The organism is Janibacter zhaoxuefangae (genome assembly GCF_050271985.1).
Lineage (GTDB): Bacteria > Actinomycetota > Actinomycetes > Actinomycetales > Dermatophilaceae.
Genome location: NZ_CP189849.1, coordinates 1,592,803 through 1,609,169 on the forward strand (window position 1 = coordinate 1,592,803; position 16,367 = coordinate 1,609,169).

Below are 16,367 nucleotides of genomic sequence, written 5' to 3' on the forward strand. Positions count from 1 at the left end.
CGTCAGTCTGCCCCACCGGACGAGCCGGGCAGGGCGTGCCCGGCCGCTGGGCGGTCGACCGGCAGAATGGGGCCATGGTCGACACGAGCCCGCGCCACCCGCTCCTGCAGTGGACGAGCCTGGCCCCCGTCGTGGGCGCCGTCGTCCTCGCCCTCACCTACCCGGGCAAGGGGCTGCCCACCGTGGTTGTCGCTCTCGTCGCCCTGGTGCTCGGATCCGCGGTGCTGGCCGCGGTGCACCATGCCGAGGTCATCGCGCACCGGGTCGGCGAACCCTTCGGCTCGCTCGTGCTGGCCGTCGCCGTGACCGTCATCGAGGTCGGGCTGATCCTGATGCTCATGTCCTCGGGTGGCGACGACGCGTCCGCGCTGGCGCGCGACACCGTCTTCGCCGCGGTGATGATCACGACGAACCTCATCGTCGGCATCGCCCTCGTCATCGCCTCCCGACGCCACGGGACGGCCGTCTTCAACCCCGAGGGCACGGGCGCCGCCCTGGCCACGGTCATCATGGTGACCGGTCTGTGCCTGGTCATCCCCGCCTTCACCATCGGCGACCCGGGCCCGCGCTACACCGGGGCGCAGCTGGCCTTCGCCGCCGTCTCCTCCCTCGTGCTCTACCTCGTCTACGTGCTCACCCAGACCCAGGGGCACCGCGACTTCTTCCTGCCGGTCGACCGCGAGCACGGCGGGTTGCTCGAGGATGATCACGCCGAGCCCCCGACCGCGCGCGCCACGTGGACGAGCCTCGCGCTGCTGCTGGTCTCCCTCGTGGCCGTCGTCGGACTGGCGAAGGTCGCCTCCCCGGCGATCGAGTCGACCGTGCGCGCGGCGGGCCTGCCGAACTCCTTCGTCGGCGTCGTCATCGCCCTCGTCGTGCTCGCGCCGGAGACCCTCGCGGCAGCGAAGGCGGCCGGGCGGGACCGGGTGCAGACCTCGCTCAACCTGGCCTACGGATCGGCCATGGCGAGCGTGGGGCTGACCATCCCCGTGCTCGCCGTCGCGACCCTCTTCGTCGACGCCCCGCTCGACCTCGGGCTCGCGCCGACCCACCTCGTCCTGCTGGCGATGACCGTCGCGCTGGGCATTCTCACCGTCGTCCCCGGCCGCGCCCTGCGGCTGCACGGCTCCCTGCACATCGTGCTCGGGTTGGCCTTCGTCTTCCTCAGCATGGCGCCCTGACTCTGGTCGGTGCAGGCGCCGGATCCGCGTCCGGGGTCGGCCCACCGACCCCCTGTTGTGACGCTCACCACGCATACGGGACGATGGCAGGAGTCCGCGCACCACACGTGCGCATCCCAGAAAGGACACCATCGTGGTTGGACGTGACGGCGCCGGTCCCATCCTGAACGGCATCCCGACCAGTCTCCCGGACATCGATCCCGACGAGACCGCCGAGTGGCTCGACAGCCTCGACGGCCTGATCGACGAGGCGGGCCGCGATCGTGCGCGCTACGTCATGCTGCGCCTGCTCGAGCGGGCCCGCGCCATGCAGGTGGGTGTCCCCTCCCTCACCACGACGGACTACGTCAACACCATCCCCGTCGAGGCCGAGCCCTGGTTCCCCGGCGACGAGGAGATGGAGCGGCGCTACCGCGCCTATCTGCGCTGGAACGCAGCCGTGCAGGTGCACCGGGCGCAGCACCCCGACATCGGGGTCGGCGGCCACATCTCGACGTACGCCTCCGCCGCGACCCTCTACGAAGTGGGCTTCAACCACTTCTGGCGCGGCAAGGACCACCCCGGCGGCGGCGACCAGATCTTCATGCAGGGTCACGCCTCCCCCGGCATGTACGCGCGCGCCTTCCTCGAGGGCCGCCTGACCGAGTCGCAGATGGACGGCTTCCGTCAGGAGCACAGCCACATCGTCGACGGCAAGGTCGAGGGCCTCCCCTCCTACCCCCACCCGCGGCTCATGCCGAACTTCTGGGAGTTCCCGACGGTCTCGATGGGCCTCGGCCCGATGAACGCGATCTATCAGGCGCAGTTCAACAAGTACCTCCACAACCGCGGCATCAAGGACACCAGCGACCAGCGCGTCTGGGCCTTCCTCGGCGACGGCGAGATGGACGAGGTCGAGTCCCGCGGTCTGCTCCAGGCCGCCGCGAACGACGAACTGGACAACCTCACCTTCGTCATCAACTGCAACCTGCAGCGGCTCGACGGTCCGGTGCGCGGCAACGGCAAGATCATCCAGGAGCTCGAGGCCTACTTCCGCGGCGCCGGCTGGAACGTCATCAAGGTGGTCTGGGGTCGCGGCTGGGACCCGCTGCTCGCGGCCGACCGCGACGGCGCCCTGGTCAACCTCATGAACCAGACGCCCGACGGCGACTACCAGACCTACCGCGCCAACGACGGCGCCTTCGTGCGCGAGCACTTCTTCGCTCGGGACCCGCGCACGCGCAAGCTCGTCGAGGACTGGTCCGACGAGGACGTGTGGTGGAAGCTCAAGCGCGGCGGTCACGACTACCGCAAGGTGTTCGCGGCCTACCAGGCGGCGGTGCAGCACACCGGCCAGCCCACGGTCATCCTCGCGAAGACGATCAAGGGCTACGGCCTGGGCAGCCACTTCGCGGCGCGCAACGCCACGCACCAAATGAAGAAGCTGACGATGGAGGACCTCAAGGGCCTGCGCGACAGCCTGCGGATCCCGATCTCCGACGAGGTTCTCGAGAAGGACCTCTACAAGCCGCCGTACTACAACCCCGGTCCCGACGACGAGGTCATCAAGTACATGCTCGAGCGCCGCGCCAAGCTCGGCGGCGGTCTGCCCGAGCGACGCGTGGCCCACAAGCCGCTGCAACTGCCCGGCGACGACGCCTACGCCGCCGTGAAGAAGGGGTCGGGCAAGCAGCAGATCGCCACGACCATGGCGTGGGTCCGACTGCTGCGTGACCTCATGCGGGACAAGGAGTTCGGCAAGCGGATCGTGCCGATCATCCCGGACGAGGCCCGCACCTTCGGGATGGACTCGTTCTTCCCGACGGCAAAGATCTACAACCCGCACGGGCAGCGCTACACCTCCGTCGACGCCGACCTGATGCTGGCGTACAAGGAGTCCGAGCAGGGCCAGATCCTGCACATGGGGATCAACGAGGCGGGCTCGGTCGCCGCCTTCACCGCGGCGGGTACGTCCTACGCCACGCACGGCCAGCCGATGATCCCGGTCTACGTCTTCTACTCGATGTTCGGGTTCCAGCGGACGGCGGACAGCATCTGGGCGGCCGCCGACCAGATGACCCGCGGCTTCCTCATCGGTGCCACCGCCGGTCGCACCACGCTCACGGGCGAGGGGCTCCAGCACGCCGACGGCCACTCCCTGCTGCTGGCCTCGACGAACCCCGCGGTCGTCTCCTACGACCCGGCGTTCGGCTACGAGATCGCGCACATCATGCAGGACGGTCTGCGGCGGATGTACGGCGAGGACGCGAGCGAGGGTCAGGACGGTCCCGAGCGCAACCTCATCTACTACCTCACGGTCTACAACGAGCCGATCGTGCAGCCGAAGGAGCCGGAGAACGTCGACGTCGAGGGCATCCTCAAGGGCATGTACCTCTACGCCCCCGGCAACACCGAGGGCCTGGGCGACAAGCCCCCGCGCACTCAGCTGCTCGCGAGCGGTGTCGGTATGGCGTGGGCCCTCGAGGCGCAGCAGCTGCTGCGCGACGACTGGGGCGTCGTCGCCGACGTCTGGTCGGTGACCTCGTGGACCGAGCTGCGCCGCGACGCCATGGCATGCGACGAGCAGAAGTTCCTCCACCCGGAGCTCGAAGCCCGCAAGCCGTACGTCACGCAGCGCCTCGAGGAGACCTTCGGTCCGGTCGTGGCGGTCTCCGACTCGATGAAGGCGGTCCAGGACCAGATCCGGCCGTGGGTTCCCGAGGAGTTCTCGGCCCTGGGTGCCGACGGGTTCGGATTCTCCGACACCCGCGCCGCCGCGCGTCGGTACTTCCACATCGACGGTCCGTCCATGGCCGTGCGGGCGCTGCAGATGCTCGCCGAGCGCGGCTGGGTCGCGCAGGACGTCCCGGGTAAGGCTGCCGAGCAGTACCGCCTGCTCGACGTCACGGCCGGCACCTCCGGCAACGCGGGTGGCGACGCCTGAGGCATCGCCGCCGCCCATGACGAAGGTCGCCCCACCCGATCCCGGGTGGGGCGACCTTCGTCATGACGGGTGGGTCACTGCCCGGCGAGGAACTCCTCGCGAGCCGCGACACAGATGTCGGGCTGGTCGCAGAAGAGACCGTCGACGTCGGCCTCCATGAACCGGATCGCCTCGTCGTGCATGTTGCCCCAGGCGGCCGGGTCCGTGCTCGAGCGGTAGTCCACGGGGAGGAAGGTGTTCTCCGCGCGGAAGGTCCACGGCGTGACGACGAGGCCGGCGGCGTGCGCGTCGCTGACCAGCGTCGTCTCCTCACCGAGGGTGCCGTCGGCCTTGCGGGCGATGACCGCGTTCTTCTCCGGGCCGAGACCGGTGATCCACTCGTTGAGCTCACCCAGGGACTCCGCGGACGTCAGCTGCGCGTAGGTGCGGGGGTCCCCCTTCGCGACGAGGTCGTACGGCGCACCCTTGACGGTCGTCAGGAAGACGGCGCCGGCCTTGAAACCGTGCTCCTCGCGCAGCTCGATGAGGTTGGACAGCTCGAAGGACTGGATCGACAGCGGGGCGCTCGGGCGGTTGAGGTGGAACTCCTTGACGAGGTCCACGACCGGCGCCTCGGCGGGGACGCCCTGCTCGACGAAGTACGTCGAGTGCTTGATCTCGGGGATGATGCCGACCTTGCGCTTGTACTTCTTCTCGAGGTACTCGCGGAACTCGAGGACCTCGCGGAAGGTCGGGACCTCGAACTGGCCGTCGTAGGACTGGCTCACGGGGCGCATCGCGCCAAGGCGCTCCTTGGCGCGCAGGGTCTTCAGCTCGGCGAGCGTGAAGTCCTCGGTGAACCAACCGGTCGTCGCGACACCGTCGAGCATCTTGGTGGTCTTGCGGGAGGCGAACTCGGGGTGGGCAGACACATCCGTGGTGCCGGAGATCTCCGGCTCGTGGCGGTCGACGGGCACGCCGTCCTTGGTCATGACGAGGTCGGGCTCGATGTAGTCGGCCCCCATCTGGACGGCCAGCTCGTAGGCCGCCAGCGTGTGCTCCGGGCGGTAGCCGGACGCGCCGCGGTGCGCGATGACCAGCGGGTCGGTGAACTGCCGGGCGTTCGACGCGGAGGAGTCGGCCTTGCTGTGCGGGGCCGCCGTGGCGGGCGCGACGGCGGCGGGGACGATGACGAGGCCGCTCAGGGCGGCGGCGAGGGTGATGCGCATTCGGGTCATGTGGCGCGACGCTAGGGCCAGCGGATCCCGGTTCGTCCGACGTCGAGGTGACGCACACGCGACGAAATGGACAACATCTGGATGTCCTGCTGACCGCACCGGCGCCAGCACGGGGAGGGTGCGGGTGACGACGTCCACGGGGCAGGCCCTAGGCTGGTTCGCGTGTCCAAAGTCCTGAACTCCCTCCCTGTTGGTGAGCGTGTCGGCATCGCCTTCTCCGGCGGCCTCGACACCTCAGTCGCCGTTGCCTGGATGCGTGAGAAGGGCGCCGTCCCGTGCACGTACACGGCCGATCTCGGCCAGGCCGACGAGCCCGACATCGACTCCGTCCCGGGCCGCGCCGGTCAGTACGGAGCCGAGCTCGCGCGCCTTGTCGACTGCCGCTCGGCGCTCGTCGAGGAGGGCCTGTCAGCGATCGCGTGCGGCGCCTTCCACATCCGCAGTGGCGGCCGTACGTACTTCAACACCACCCCGCTGGGGCGTGCCGTGACCGGCACCCTGCTCGTGCGCGCCATGCAGGAGGACGGCGTCTCGATCTGGGGCGACGGCTCGACCTACAAGGGCAACGACATCGAGCGCTTCTACCGCTACGGGCTGCTCGCCAACCCCGGCCTGCGCATCTACAAGCCGTGGCTCGACGCCGCCTTCGTCAGCGAGCTCGGCGGTCGCCAGGAGATGTCGGAGTGGTTGACCGCCCGCGACCTGCCCTACCGGGCCAGCGCGGAGAAGGCCTACTCGACCGACGCCAACATCTGGGGCGCCACGCACGAGGCCAAGACCCTCGAGCTGCTCAGCGAGTCGCTCGAGATCGTCGAGCCGATCATGGGCGTGCGGTTCTGGGACGAGTCGGTGGCCATCGCCACGGAGGACGTCACCGTCCGCTTCGTCCAGGGTCGACCCGTCGCCATCAACGGCAAGGAACTCGACCCGGTGGACCTCGTCCTCGAGGCCAACGCGATCGGTGGTCGTCACGGCCTCGGTATGAGCGACCAGATCGAGAACCGCATCATCGAGGCCAAGAGCCGCGGCATCTACGAGGCCCCGGGCCTCGCGCTCCTGCACATCACGTACGAGCGGCTCCTGAACGCCGTGCACAACGAGGACACCATCGCCAGCTATCACAACGAGGGCCGCCGCCTCGGGCGACTGCTCTACGAAGGTCGCTGGATGGACCCGCAGTCGCTGATGATCCGCGAGTCGATCCAGCGCTGGGTCGCCTCCGCCGTCACCGGCGAGGTCACGCTGCGCCTGCGTCGTGGCGAGGACTACTCGATCATCGACACCCGCGGCGACAACTTCTCCTACCACCCGGACAAGCTCTCGATGGAGCGCACCGAGGGCGCCGCCTTCGGGCCCGTCGACCGGATCGGTCAGCTGACGATGCGCAACCTCGACATCGCCGACTCGCGCGCCAAGCTCGAGCTGTACGCCGCCCAGGGTCAGCTCGGCGTGGGTCACCGCGACCTCGTCGGCAGCCTCGAGCCGGGTGGGGCGGCTCAGATCGCCTCCAACCCCGCTGCTGCCTCGGATGAGTCCGATGAGGCGCTGGACCGGGCCGCCATGGAGTTCGGGACCGACTGACGACGAAGGCCTGAGGATCGACCGAGCGCCAGCGAGGGAGGACCGGAGGGCCAAGGAGTCCGTCGAGAGGATTCAGACTGACGACGAAGGCCTGAGGATCGACCGAGCGCCAGCGAGGGAGGACCGGAGGGCCGAGGAGTCCGTCGAGAGGATTCAGACTGACGACGACAACTCACCGACACGAGACCCGGCCGCCTGCCCTGGCGGCCGGGTCTTGTGCACCTGACACAACTAGGCTGCTCCCATGGCCAAGCACTCCCCCGCCATCTCGGCGGGGACCAAACGTCGCCTCGGGCGCAGCGCGGGCGACCTCGCGACGGCGGCGACCCAGCAGATGGAGACCCAGTACCACTGGTATCGGGAGCTGCCCGCGCGCGAGCGGTCATGGGTGTCCGGCGTCGCCCACGCGGGCATCGCCGACTTCATCGCATGGGTGCGCGACGACGCTCCCGACACCACGAGCGTCTTCGAGGCCGCCCCGCGCGAGCTGACCCGCTCGATCACCCTGGCCCAGACCCTCGACCTCGTCCGAAGCGTCGTCGAGACCGTCGAGGCGCACGTCGAGGAACTCGCCGCGACCGAGGAGGAAGTCGCGCCCTTCCGCGAATCCGTCCTGCGCTACAGCCGAGAGGTGGCCTTCGGCGCGGCCCATGTCTACGCCCAGGCTGCCGAACAGCGCGGCGCCTGGGATGCCCGCCTCGAGGCACTCGTCGTCGACGCGGCGCTGCGCGGCGACGTGGACCCCGCCATCCACTCCCGCGCCGCAGCCCTCGGCTGGCAGGGCGTCCAGGACATCTGCGTCATCGCCGGTCAGGTGCCGCGTCCCGCCGGGCGCGACATCGACGTCGCCGCGATCGTCGACGGCCTGCGCCGCGCGGCGGCCCGCGCGGGGCATCCCACGCTCGTCGCCGTCCAGGGCGCGGACCTCCTCTGCCTCGTCGGCGACGTCCAGGACCCGGCCGAGGTCGGATCCCACCTGAGCAGCCACTTCGGTCGCGGACCCGTCGTCATCGGTCCCGTCGTGCCCGATCTCGCCCGCGCGTCGGTCTCGGCCGTCGCCGCACTGTCCGGGCTGCGCGCCGCGCCGGCCTGGCCGCAGGCCCCGCGGCCGTGCCTCGCCTCCGACCTGATCGCCGAGCGAACGATCGCCGGCGACACCCAGGCCCGCGACGAACTCCTCTCCGCGATCTGGGAACCCCTCACGCAGGCCCCCACCCTGCGCGAGACGATCGAGGTGCACCTCCGCGAGGGCCACGGGCTCGAGGCGACCGCGCGGGCCCTCTTCGTCCACGTCAACACCGTGCGCTACCGCCTCACCAAGGTGACCTCACTCATCGGCTTCGACCCGGCCGACCCGCACGATGCCCTCACCATCCGTCTGGCGCTCGCCCATGGACGGCTTTTGGAGGGATCCTCCAACAACGCGCCGTGATGTTGGTGCCGTTCGACCACGGGTCGCGGCGCGGCGGTGGGACATCGTGGGACTCGTGCTCGTCATCGCCTGCCCTGGACAGGGCTCCCAGACCCCCGGTTTCCTCTCCCCTTGGCTCGAGCTCCCGGGCGCCCGCGAGCGCCTGACCTGGCTCTCGGCCGCGGCCGGGATGGACCTCGTCGCCCACGGCACCGTTTCCGACGAGGCGACGATCAAGGACACGGCGGTGGCCCAGCCACTCATCGTCGCGGGCGGTCTCATCTCCATGCTCGCCCTCTTCTCCCACCCGGCCGACGGCTTCCGCGCCGTCGGGGCCGGCGCCGGACACTCGGTCGGTGAGATCACCGCCGCGGCTGCCGCCGGCGTCATCTCCGCCGAGCAGGCGATGGTCCTGGTCCGCGAGCGTGGCCGCGAGATGGCCACGGCCAGCGCCGTGACCCCCACGGGCATGAGCGCCGTCCTCGGCGGTGACGAGGAGGAGGTCATGGCCGCCATCGAACGGCACGGCCTGACCGCCGCCAATCGCAACGGCGCCGGACAGATCGTCGCCGCCGGCACCCTGACCCAGCTCGCGGCCTTCGCCGACGACGCACCCGCCAAGGCGCGCGTCATGCCGCTCAAGGTCGCGGGCGCCTTCCACACCCGGCACATGGCACCGGCCGTCGAGCGGCTCGGCGCCCTCGCCCGGGCCGTGTCCACCCACGATGCCCGCGTGCCGCTGGTCTCCAACGCCGACGGCGCCGTCCTGCACGACGGCCGCGAGGTGCTGCGCCGGATCGTCAGCCAGGTGAGCAACCCCGTCCGCTGGGACCTGTGCATGGAGACCTTCCGCGACCTCGGCGTCACGGGCTTCATCGAGATCCCCCCGGCCGGCGCCCTGACCGGCCTGGCCAAGCGCGCACTCAAGGGCGTCGAGACGCTGGCGCTCAAGACCCCGGACGACCTCGAGGCCGCGCATCGCATGGTGCGGGAGCACGGCGCGAAGGGGGTCCGCCAGGACTCCCCGACGTGGCGCCTCGTCGTCGCGCCCCACAAGGGCACCGTCGCCATCGAGGCGAGCGAGGTCGGGACCCTCGTCGACGTCGGCTCCGTCATCGCCCGGATCAGCACCCTGCGCGAGTCCCACGACGTGACGTCCCTGCACGGCGGCCAGGTCGTCGAGTGGCTCGTCGAGGACGGGGACCCCGTCTCCCCCGGCCAGCCCATCCTGCGACTCCACCCCCTGGGAGAGTGACATGACCACCCACGAAGCTCCCCAGCGGTCGATCACCCCGCGCGCCTCACTCGCCGCGACGGAAAGCCTGCGCCACTCCCGGATCTCCGGTGTCGGTGGCTACCGTCCCGAGCGCGTCGTCATGAACGCCGAGCTCGTCGACGCGATCGACAGCTCCGACGAGTGGATCCGCGAGCGCTCGGGCATCATCAGCCGCCGCCGCGCCGCCCCGGACGAGTCCGTGATCGACATGTCGGAGATCGCGGCTCGTCAGGCGATCGAGGAGGCCGGGCTGACGCCCGACCAGATCGGCCTCGTCATCGTCGCCACGGTGACCCACCCCTTCCAGACCCCGGGCGCGGCGCCCGAGGTGGCCTCCCGGCTGGGCCTGACGGCACCCGCCTTCGACATCTCGGCCGCCTGCGCCGGCTACTGCCACGGCGTGGCCGTCGCCAGCGACCTCGTCCGGACCGGCACGGCCGAGCACGCCCTCGTCGTCGGCGTCGAGAAGCTCTCGGACTTCACCGACCCGACCGACCGCTCGAGCGCGTTCATCTTCGGCGACGGCGCCGGTGCCGCCGTCATCAGCCCGTCGGAGACGCCCGGCATCGGCCCGACGGTGTGGGGCTCCGACGGCACCATGCGCGACGCCATCACCCAGCGGGAGAGCTGGCTGACCCTGCGCGACGGATCGACCGACTGGCCGGCCATCGGCATGCAGGGCCCCACGGTGTTCCGCTGGGCCGTCTGGAGCATGGCGAAGGTGGCCCAGCAGGCGCTCGACGCCGCCGGGATCACCGCCGACCAGCTCGACGCCTTCATCCCCCACCAGGCCAACATGCGGATCATCGACGCCATGATCAAGGCCCTCCACCTCCCGGCGGACATCCCCGTCGCCCGTGACATCGCCGAGACGGCGAACACGTCGGCGGCCTCCATCCCCCTGGCCACGGAGCGCATGCTGCGCGAGGGCGAGGCCCCGCACGGCGGCCTCGCCCTCCAGATCGGCTTCGGCGCCGGGCTCGTCTACGCGGCCCAGGTCGTGGTCCTGCCCTGACGGGCACTCGTCTCCCGGTGGCTCAGCGGGTGATCTCGGGCCAGAAACACGTTGCACCGCAACACCTTTCGATGACACACACCGAAGAGAAATGGAGCAGGCACATGGCCTTCACCGAGCAGGAGATCCTCGCTGGACTCGCCGAGATCGTCAACGAGGAGACGGGTCTGGCACCCGACGAGGTCACCGCTGACAAGACCTTCACCGACGACCTCGACATCGACTCCCTGTCGATGATGACCATCGCCGTCACGGCGGAGGAGAAGTTCGGGGTGAAGATCCCCGACGAGGAGGTCAAGAACCTCAAGACCGTCGGCGACGCCGTCGCCTACATCCAGGGCGCCCAGTCCTGATCCGGCTGCCACGGCCGGCCCACGCGGCCGGCCGTGGCCACCGATCCCCTTCGCCAGCACGCGCCGTCCGTCCCAAGGAGAGCACCTGATGTCCACCCCCACCGTCGTCGTCACCGGCCTCGGGGCCACCACGCCGCTGGGCGGCACCGTCGCGCAGACGTGGGAGGCCCTCCTGGCCGGCCAGTCCGGCGCCCGGAGCCTGTCCGCCGAGTGGGTCACCGAGTTCGACCTGCCGGTCACCTTCGCCGCGCAAATCAAGGACGACCCCGCGGACGTGCTCAGCCGCGTCGAGACCAAGCGGCTCGACCTCAACGCCCAGTACGCCCTCATCGCCGCACGTGAGGCCATGGCGGACGCCGGCTCCCCCGAGGTGGACCCCGAGCGCCTGGGTGTCGCCATCGGCAGCGGCATCGGCGGCCTGACCACCATCGTGTCGGCGTGGGAAGCGCTGCGGACCAAGGGTCCCCGTCGCGTCCTGCCCCTCTCGATCCCCATGCTCATGCCCAACAGCGCCGCGGGCAACGTCTCGCTCGCGCTCGGCGCCCGCGCCGGTGCCCACGCCACCGTGTCCGCCTGTGCGTCCGGCGCCGAGTCCATCGCCTACGCCGCCGCGATGATCCGCGACGGTCGCGCCGACGTCGTCGTCGCCGGAGGCACCGAGGCGTGCGTCCACCCGCTGCCGATCGCCGGCTTCGCCGCGATGCAGGCCCTCTCGACGCGCAACGACGACCCGACCGCGGCCTCCCGGCCCTACGACACCGGACGCGACGGCTTCCTCCTCGGTGAGGGCGCCGGGGTCATGGTTCTCGAGTCCGAGGAGCACGCCCGCGCCCGTGGCGCCCGCATCTACGCCGTCCTCGCCGGATCCGGCATGTCGGCCGACGCCCACCACATCGCCGCGCCCGAGCCGGACGGCGCCGGCGCCTCCCGCGCCATGGTCGAGGCCGTCGACAGCGCCGGCCTCACCCCGGCCGACATCGTGCACATCAATGCGCACGCCACCTCCACCCCCGTGGGTGACGTGGCCGAGTCCAACGCCATCCGGCGGGCCTTCGGCGACGAGGCAGACCACATGCCGGTGAGCGCGACGAAGTCGATGACCGGTCACCTGCTCGGCGCTGCCGGCGCCCTCGAGGGTGTGCTGACCGTCCTGGCCCTGCACCACCGACTCGCTCCGTCGACGATCAACCTCGACGAGTTCGACCCCGAGATCAGACTCGACGTCATCCACGGCGAGCACCGGGTCCTGCCCGCAGGCGACATCGCAGCGCTGAACAACTCGTTCGGCTTCGGCGGCCACAACGTGGCCCTCACCTTCCGGAGCGTCTGATGGCCCATCAGCCCAATCCCGCGTCGGCCACCGTGTCGCGCGCGACGAAGGTCAAGGTTCCTCGCGAGGAGGATCCCCGCAACCCCAACGCGCGCCTCGCCGCCTTCCTCGATGAGGGCTCGGTCGAGCTGCTCGTCCCGGACGACGACTCCGGGGTGCTCGCGGCGAAGGGGACCGTCGACGGCACGCCCGTCGTCGCCTTCTGCTCCGACGCCACGATCATGGGTGGCGCGATGGGCGTCGCCGGCTGTGAGGACATCGTCCTGGCCTACGAGCGCGCACTCGCCGACGACGTGCCGATCGTGGGCATCTGGCACTCCGGTGGCGCCCGGCTGCCCGAGGGCGTCGTCTCGCTGCACGCCGTCGGTCTGGTCTTCGCGATCATGACCCGCGCGTCCGGCAAGATCCCCCAGATCTCCATCGTCATCGGGGCCGCCGCAGGTGGCGCCGCCTACGGTCCCGCGCTGACCGATCTCGTCATCCTCGCCCCCGAGGGGCGCATCTTCGTCACCGGACCCGACGTCGTCCGCTCGGTGACCGGTGAGGCCGTGGACGCCCTCCGCCTCGGCGGACCCGAGCCCCACGGCCGCCGTTCCGGGGTCGTGCACGTGCTCGCGGACTCCATCGACCACGCCTTCGAGCGGGGCCGGACACTCTGTTCGCTGCTCGCCAACCAGGGCACCTTCGACGCCGCCGGCGTCGAGGACCGCGACCTGTCGGCGTCCTTCCCCGAGTCCGCGAAGCGGGCCTACGACGTGCACCCCGTCATCGACGACCTCCTCGACACCGACACGAAAGTCGTCGAGTTGCACACGAAGTGGGCACCGAACATCGTGACGACCCTGGGGGTCTTCGGCGGCCGCACGGTCGGTGTCATCGCCAACAACCCGATGCGGCTCGGTGGCTGCCTGGACTCCCCCTCCGCGGAGAAGGCATCGCGGTTCGTGCGGATGTGCGACGCCTTCGGGGTGCCCCTGATCGTCCTCGTCGACGTGCCGGGCTACCTGCCTGGTGTCGGGCAGGAGTGGGACGGCGTCGTGCGCCGCGGCGCCAAACTGCTGCACGCCTTTGCCGAGGCGGTCGTGCCGCGGGTGACGCTCGTGACGCGCAAGACGTACGGCGGTGCCTACATCGCCATGAACGCCCGGTCGCTCGGGGCGACGAAGGTGTTCGCCTGGCCCGACGCCCACGTGGCCGTCATGGGGTCGGTCGCCGCCATCCGGATCCTGCACCGTCGCAAGCTCGCCGAGGTGGACGACGCCGATCGCGCCCGCGTGGAGCAGGAGTTGGCCGATGAGCACGACGTGCTCTCCGGTGGTCTCGCCCGAGCGGTCGAGATCGGTGTCGTCGACGAGATCGTGGAGCCGGCGGTCACCCGCTCCGCGATCGCCACGGCGCTCGCGGAGGCGCCCCAGCGGCGAGGACAACACGGCAACATCCCGCTCTGAATCGGGCACACGAAAAACTGCCGGCCCCGCGCACACAGCGGGTCCGGCAGCTTTTCGTCGTGCCCTCAGGCTGTCGTCAGCCGACCTGCGTCATCCTGTCGACTTCCTCGGGCCTCCGGTCCTCGTGCCGTCGTCAGCCGACCTGCGTCATCCTGTCGACTTCCTCGGCCCTCCGGTCCTCCCTCGCAGAGCTCGGTCCGGGTCCTCGTGCCGTCGTCAGCCGACCTTGTGCAGCCAGCGAACGGGCGCGCCCTCGCCGGCGTGGCGGAAGATCTCGAGTTCGGCGTCCCAGTCGGTGCCGAGCATCTCGTGGAGCATGTCCTCGATCGCCTCACCGGCGCCGGCCGCCAAGGTCATGACCTCGCGCAGGCGGTCCTCGTTGATGACGTTGTCACCGGCGGCCGAGATCCACGAGTGGTGGATGCCGAGCGACGGGGTGTGCTGCCAGCGGGAGCCGTCGAGGCCGGGGCTGGGCTCCTCGGTGATCTCGTAGCGGACGTTGTCCCACCCGCGCAGCGCGCTGGCGATCGCCGCTCCGGTGCCGGGCTTGCCTGTCCACGAGATCTCGGTGCGCATGAGTGAGGGACCGGCCGGCTGAGCCGTCCAGTCCAGGGACACGCGGGTGTCGAGCGCCGACTCGATGGCCCACGTGATGTGCGGGCACAGCGCAGTGGGCGACGAGTGGATGAAGATCACGCCGCGGGTTGTGTGCGTTGACGCAGACATCCGGTCCTCCTTGAGTGCGATGGACGTCTTCCCCAACGCCGTGCACTCACGAGACCGGCTCTCTGGCCGAGATGTGCGCGCTTGCGCGCGCAATTTGTGGGACAGCGAACTGTCTGGACCCATGAAACACCAGATTCACCACAAGTACCAGCAGTCACGCCGGTTGACGTTGGACTCTTTTCGCCCGTCCCGCCCCTCGAGCCCCCGGAGCACCACAGCGGGAGGCACCCCGAGGGCACCTCCCGCTGCTGGCCACCGACTCAGATGTCGAAGGAGGTCGACTCCCCTTCGGTCGTGCCCTCGCTCTGCCCCTCACCGCGCTCCGGCGCCTCGCCAGCGCCGTCCGGGCAGTCCCCGTCGGGGGCCTCGCCCGTAGGCGCCTCGCCGGACGGCGCCTCGCCGGACGGCGCCTCGCCCATGCCGCCGGGACCGCCGTGGTGACCGCCACGACCCCCTTCGCCATCGGTCTCGCCGCCGGAGTAGCCGTAGCCACCCATGCCGCCCTGCTCGCTGGACGTGCCGAAGCCCGTGCGGGCATCGTCGGCGTTGGCCATCGTGGCGCCGGCCACGGCCAAGCCGCCGGCCGCGGCGAGGCCCACGGCACCAACGGCGATCGCCCGCGTGCTGAGGGTGCGCCGCTCCCCCGTCGCCTGCGGGGCCGTCGCCTGCGGGGCCGCCATCGGCGCCGTCGGCGTGCCCTCCGGGAGGTCGGCATTCGAGGCGTCGTAGTTCTTGAACGCTCCGCTGTCCATGGTGTGCCTTTCTTCGGGTGTCTGTCTCCACCAAGGTGAGGCACCGTGTTGTCCCGGGGCTGGCACGAACCTGTGGATCAGCCGTCAGTCCGTGGCGGTCGGCCACAGGTTCAATCCAGCGGGGCCGCCCCACTCCACGACCAGCCCAGGTTCAGCTCCGACCGCGCGATAGGCTCCCCGACGCCCGGCCGCCCACTCATGCCGGGCGCGGGGCGGTAGCTCAGTCGGTCAGAGCAGCGGACTCATAATCCGTCGGTCCTGGGTTCAAGCCCCAGCCGCCCCACCATCGTCGGCAACCCTCCCGGTCTCACTCCGGTCACGGCCGCCGGTTACCGGTCGCCCGTCCCGCGGGGCGCGCTAGGTTTTGTGCATGACGCAGTCCGCCGCGACGCCCGAGGTCGCCCACGAGCCCCTCGTCGTCCTCACCGACGTCAACAAGCACTACGGCCAGCTCCACGTCCTCAAGGACATCAACCTCACCATCGGCAAGGGTGAGGTCGTCGTCGTGATCGGCCCCTCCGGGTCCGGCAAGTCGACCCTGTGCCGCACGATCAACCGGCTCGAGACGTTCGAGTCCGGCAGCATCACGATCGACGGCAAGCCCCTCCCCGAGGAGGGCAAGGAGCTCGCCCGCCTGCGCGCGGACGTCGGGATGGTCTTCCAGTCGTTCAACCTCTTCGCGCACAAGACGATCCTCGACAACGTGACGCTCGGCCCGATCAAGGTCCGCAAGCAGTCGAAGGCGAAGGCCGAGGAGCGCGCGAAGGAGCTGCTCAAGCGCGTCGGGATCGAGGCGCAGGCCGACAAGTACCCGGCGCAGCTCTCGGGTGGTCAGCAGCAGCGCGTGGCCATCGCCCGCTCGCTGGCCATGGACCCCAAGGTCATGCTCTTCGACGAGCCCACCTCGGCCCTCGACCCCGAGATGATCAACGAGGTCCTCGACGTCATGACCACCCTCGCCCGCACCGGGATGACGATGGTCGTCGTCACTCACGAGATGGGCTTCGCGCGGCGCGCCGCCGACCGGGTCGTCTTCATGGCCGACGGTCAGATCGTCGAGTCCAACACCCCGGAGGCCTTCTTCACCAACCCCCAGAGCGATCGCGCCAAGGACTTCCTCGGCAAGATCTTGAGCCACTGACGACGACGTCGGT

13 protein-coding genes and 1 tRNA gene are annotated in these 16,367 nt (G+C 70.5%); 11 read left to right on the plus strand and 3 right to left on the minus strand.

The window, feature by feature from the left end; genetic code table 11:
- Window positions 1-74: 74 nt before the first annotated feature.
- Together ACQBAS_RS07500 and aceE are read left to right on the plus strand one after the other, a co-directional pair.
- Entirely contained in the window at window positions 75-1,181 is a 1,107-nt protein-coding gene (locus tag ACQBAS_RS07500) for a calcium:proton antiporter (protein WP_427383187.1), read from the plus strand.
- A gap of 133 nt (window positions 1,182-1,314) precedes the next feature.
- A complete protein-coding gene (gene aceE, locus ACQBAS_RS07505; RefSeq protein ID WP_427383188.1) occupies window positions 1,315-4,104 on the plus strand; it encodes a pyruvate dehydrogenase (acetyl-transferring), homodimeric type in 2,790 nt (929 codons plus the stop codon).
- Window positions 4,105-4,178: 74 nt separating this feature from the next.
- On the opposite strand, the gene ACQBAS_RS07510 is transcribed toward aceE, so the two are convergent.
- The gene (locus ACQBAS_RS07510) at window positions 4,179-5,321 is read right to left on the minus strand and encodes a glycerophosphodiester phosphodiesterase (protein ID WP_427383189.1); all 1,143 of its coding nucleotides are present in this window, start codon (window positions 5,319-5,321) and stop codon (window positions 4,179-4,181) included.
- 162 nt (window positions 5,322-5,483) lie between these two features.
- Here ACQBAS_RS07510 and argG point away from each other — a divergent pair, with 162 nt between their 5' ends.
- The 7 genes from argG to ACQBAS_RS07545 all read left to right on the plus strand — a co-directional run bounded on the left by argG (window position 5,484) and on the right by ACQBAS_RS07545 (window position 13,735).
- Window positions 5,484-6,902, plus strand: coding sequence for an argininosuccinate synthase (argG, locus tag ACQBAS_RS07515; RefSeq protein WP_427383190.1), 1,419 nt, complete (start codon window positions 5,484-5,486; stop codon window positions 6,900-6,902).
- Window positions 6,903-7,146: 244 nt separating this feature from the next.
- Entirely contained in the window at window positions 7,147-8,334 is a 1,188-nt protein-coding gene (locus tag ACQBAS_RS07520) for a PucR family transcriptional regulator (RefSeq protein ID WP_427383191.1), read from the plus strand.
- A gap of 46 nt (window positions 8,335-8,380) precedes the next feature.
- Window positions 8,381-9,568, plus strand: coding sequence for an acyltransferase domain-containing protein (locus ACQBAS_RS07525; protein WP_427383192.1), 1,188 nt, complete (start codon window positions 8,381-8,383; stop codon window positions 9,566-9,568).
- Window position 9,569: 1 nt separating this feature from the next.
- Window positions 9,570-10,604 carry a beta-ketoacyl-ACP synthase III gene (locus ACQBAS_RS07530; RefSeq protein ID WP_427383193.1) on the plus strand — a complete coding sequence of 345 codons (1,035 nt, stop codon included), beginning with the start codon at window positions 9,570-9,572 and terminating at the stop codon, window positions 10,602-10,604.
- A gap of 104 nt (window positions 10,605-10,708) precedes the next feature.
- Window positions 10,709-10,957 carry an acyl carrier protein gene (locus ACQBAS_RS07535; RefSeq protein WP_427383194.1) on the plus strand — a complete coding sequence of 83 codons (249 nt, stop codon included), beginning with the start codon at window positions 10,709-10,711 and terminating at the stop codon, window positions 10,955-10,957.
- A gap of 88 nt (window positions 10,958-11,045) precedes the next feature.
- Window positions 11,046-12,287 (plus strand): beta-ketoacyl-ACP synthase II, encoded by a 1,242-nt coding sequence (gene fabF / locus ACQBAS_RS07540; RefSeq protein WP_427383195.1) that lies wholly within the window; start codon window positions 11,046-11,048, stop codon window positions 12,285-12,287.
- Entirely contained in the window at window positions 12,287-13,735 is a 1,449-nt protein-coding gene (locus ACQBAS_RS07545) for an acyl-CoA carboxylase subunit beta (RefSeq protein ID WP_427383196.1), read from the plus strand. Before fabF ends, ACQBAS_RS07545 begins: the two co-directional genes overlap by 1 nt.
- Window positions 13,736-13,951: 216 nt before the next feature.
- Here the strand turns inward: ACQBAS_RS07545 and ACQBAS_RS07550 are convergent, their stop codons facing one another.
- On the minus strand, window positions 13,952-14,461 hold the full coding sequence (locus ACQBAS_RS07550; RefSeq protein ID WP_427383197.1) for a DUF3145 domain-containing protein: 510 nt from the start codon (window positions 14,459-14,461) through the stop codon (window positions 13,952-13,954).
- Window positions 14,462-14,721: 260 nt separating this feature from the next.
- On the minus strand, window positions 14,722-15,213 hold the full coding sequence (locus ACQBAS_RS07555) for a hypothetical protein (RefSeq protein WP_427383198.1): 492 nt from the start codon (window positions 15,211-15,213) through the stop codon (window positions 14,722-14,724).
- A gap of 209 nt (window positions 15,214-15,422) precedes the next feature.
- On the opposite strand from ACQBAS_RS07555, the gene ACQBAS_RS07560 reads away from it, so the two are divergent.
- Both ACQBAS_RS07560 and ACQBAS_RS07565 read left to right on the plus strand, forming a co-directional pair.
- Window positions 15,423-15,499, plus strand: a tRNA-Ile gene (locus tag ACQBAS_RS07560).
- Between the two features lie 84 nt (window positions 15,500-15,583).
- Window positions 15,584-16,354, plus strand: a complete 771-nt coding sequence (locus ACQBAS_RS07565) for an amino acid ABC transporter ATP-binding protein (RefSeq protein ID WP_427383199.1) — start codon at window positions 15,584-15,586, stop codon at window positions 16,352-16,354.
- Window positions 16,355-16,367 lie beyond the last annotated feature (13 nt).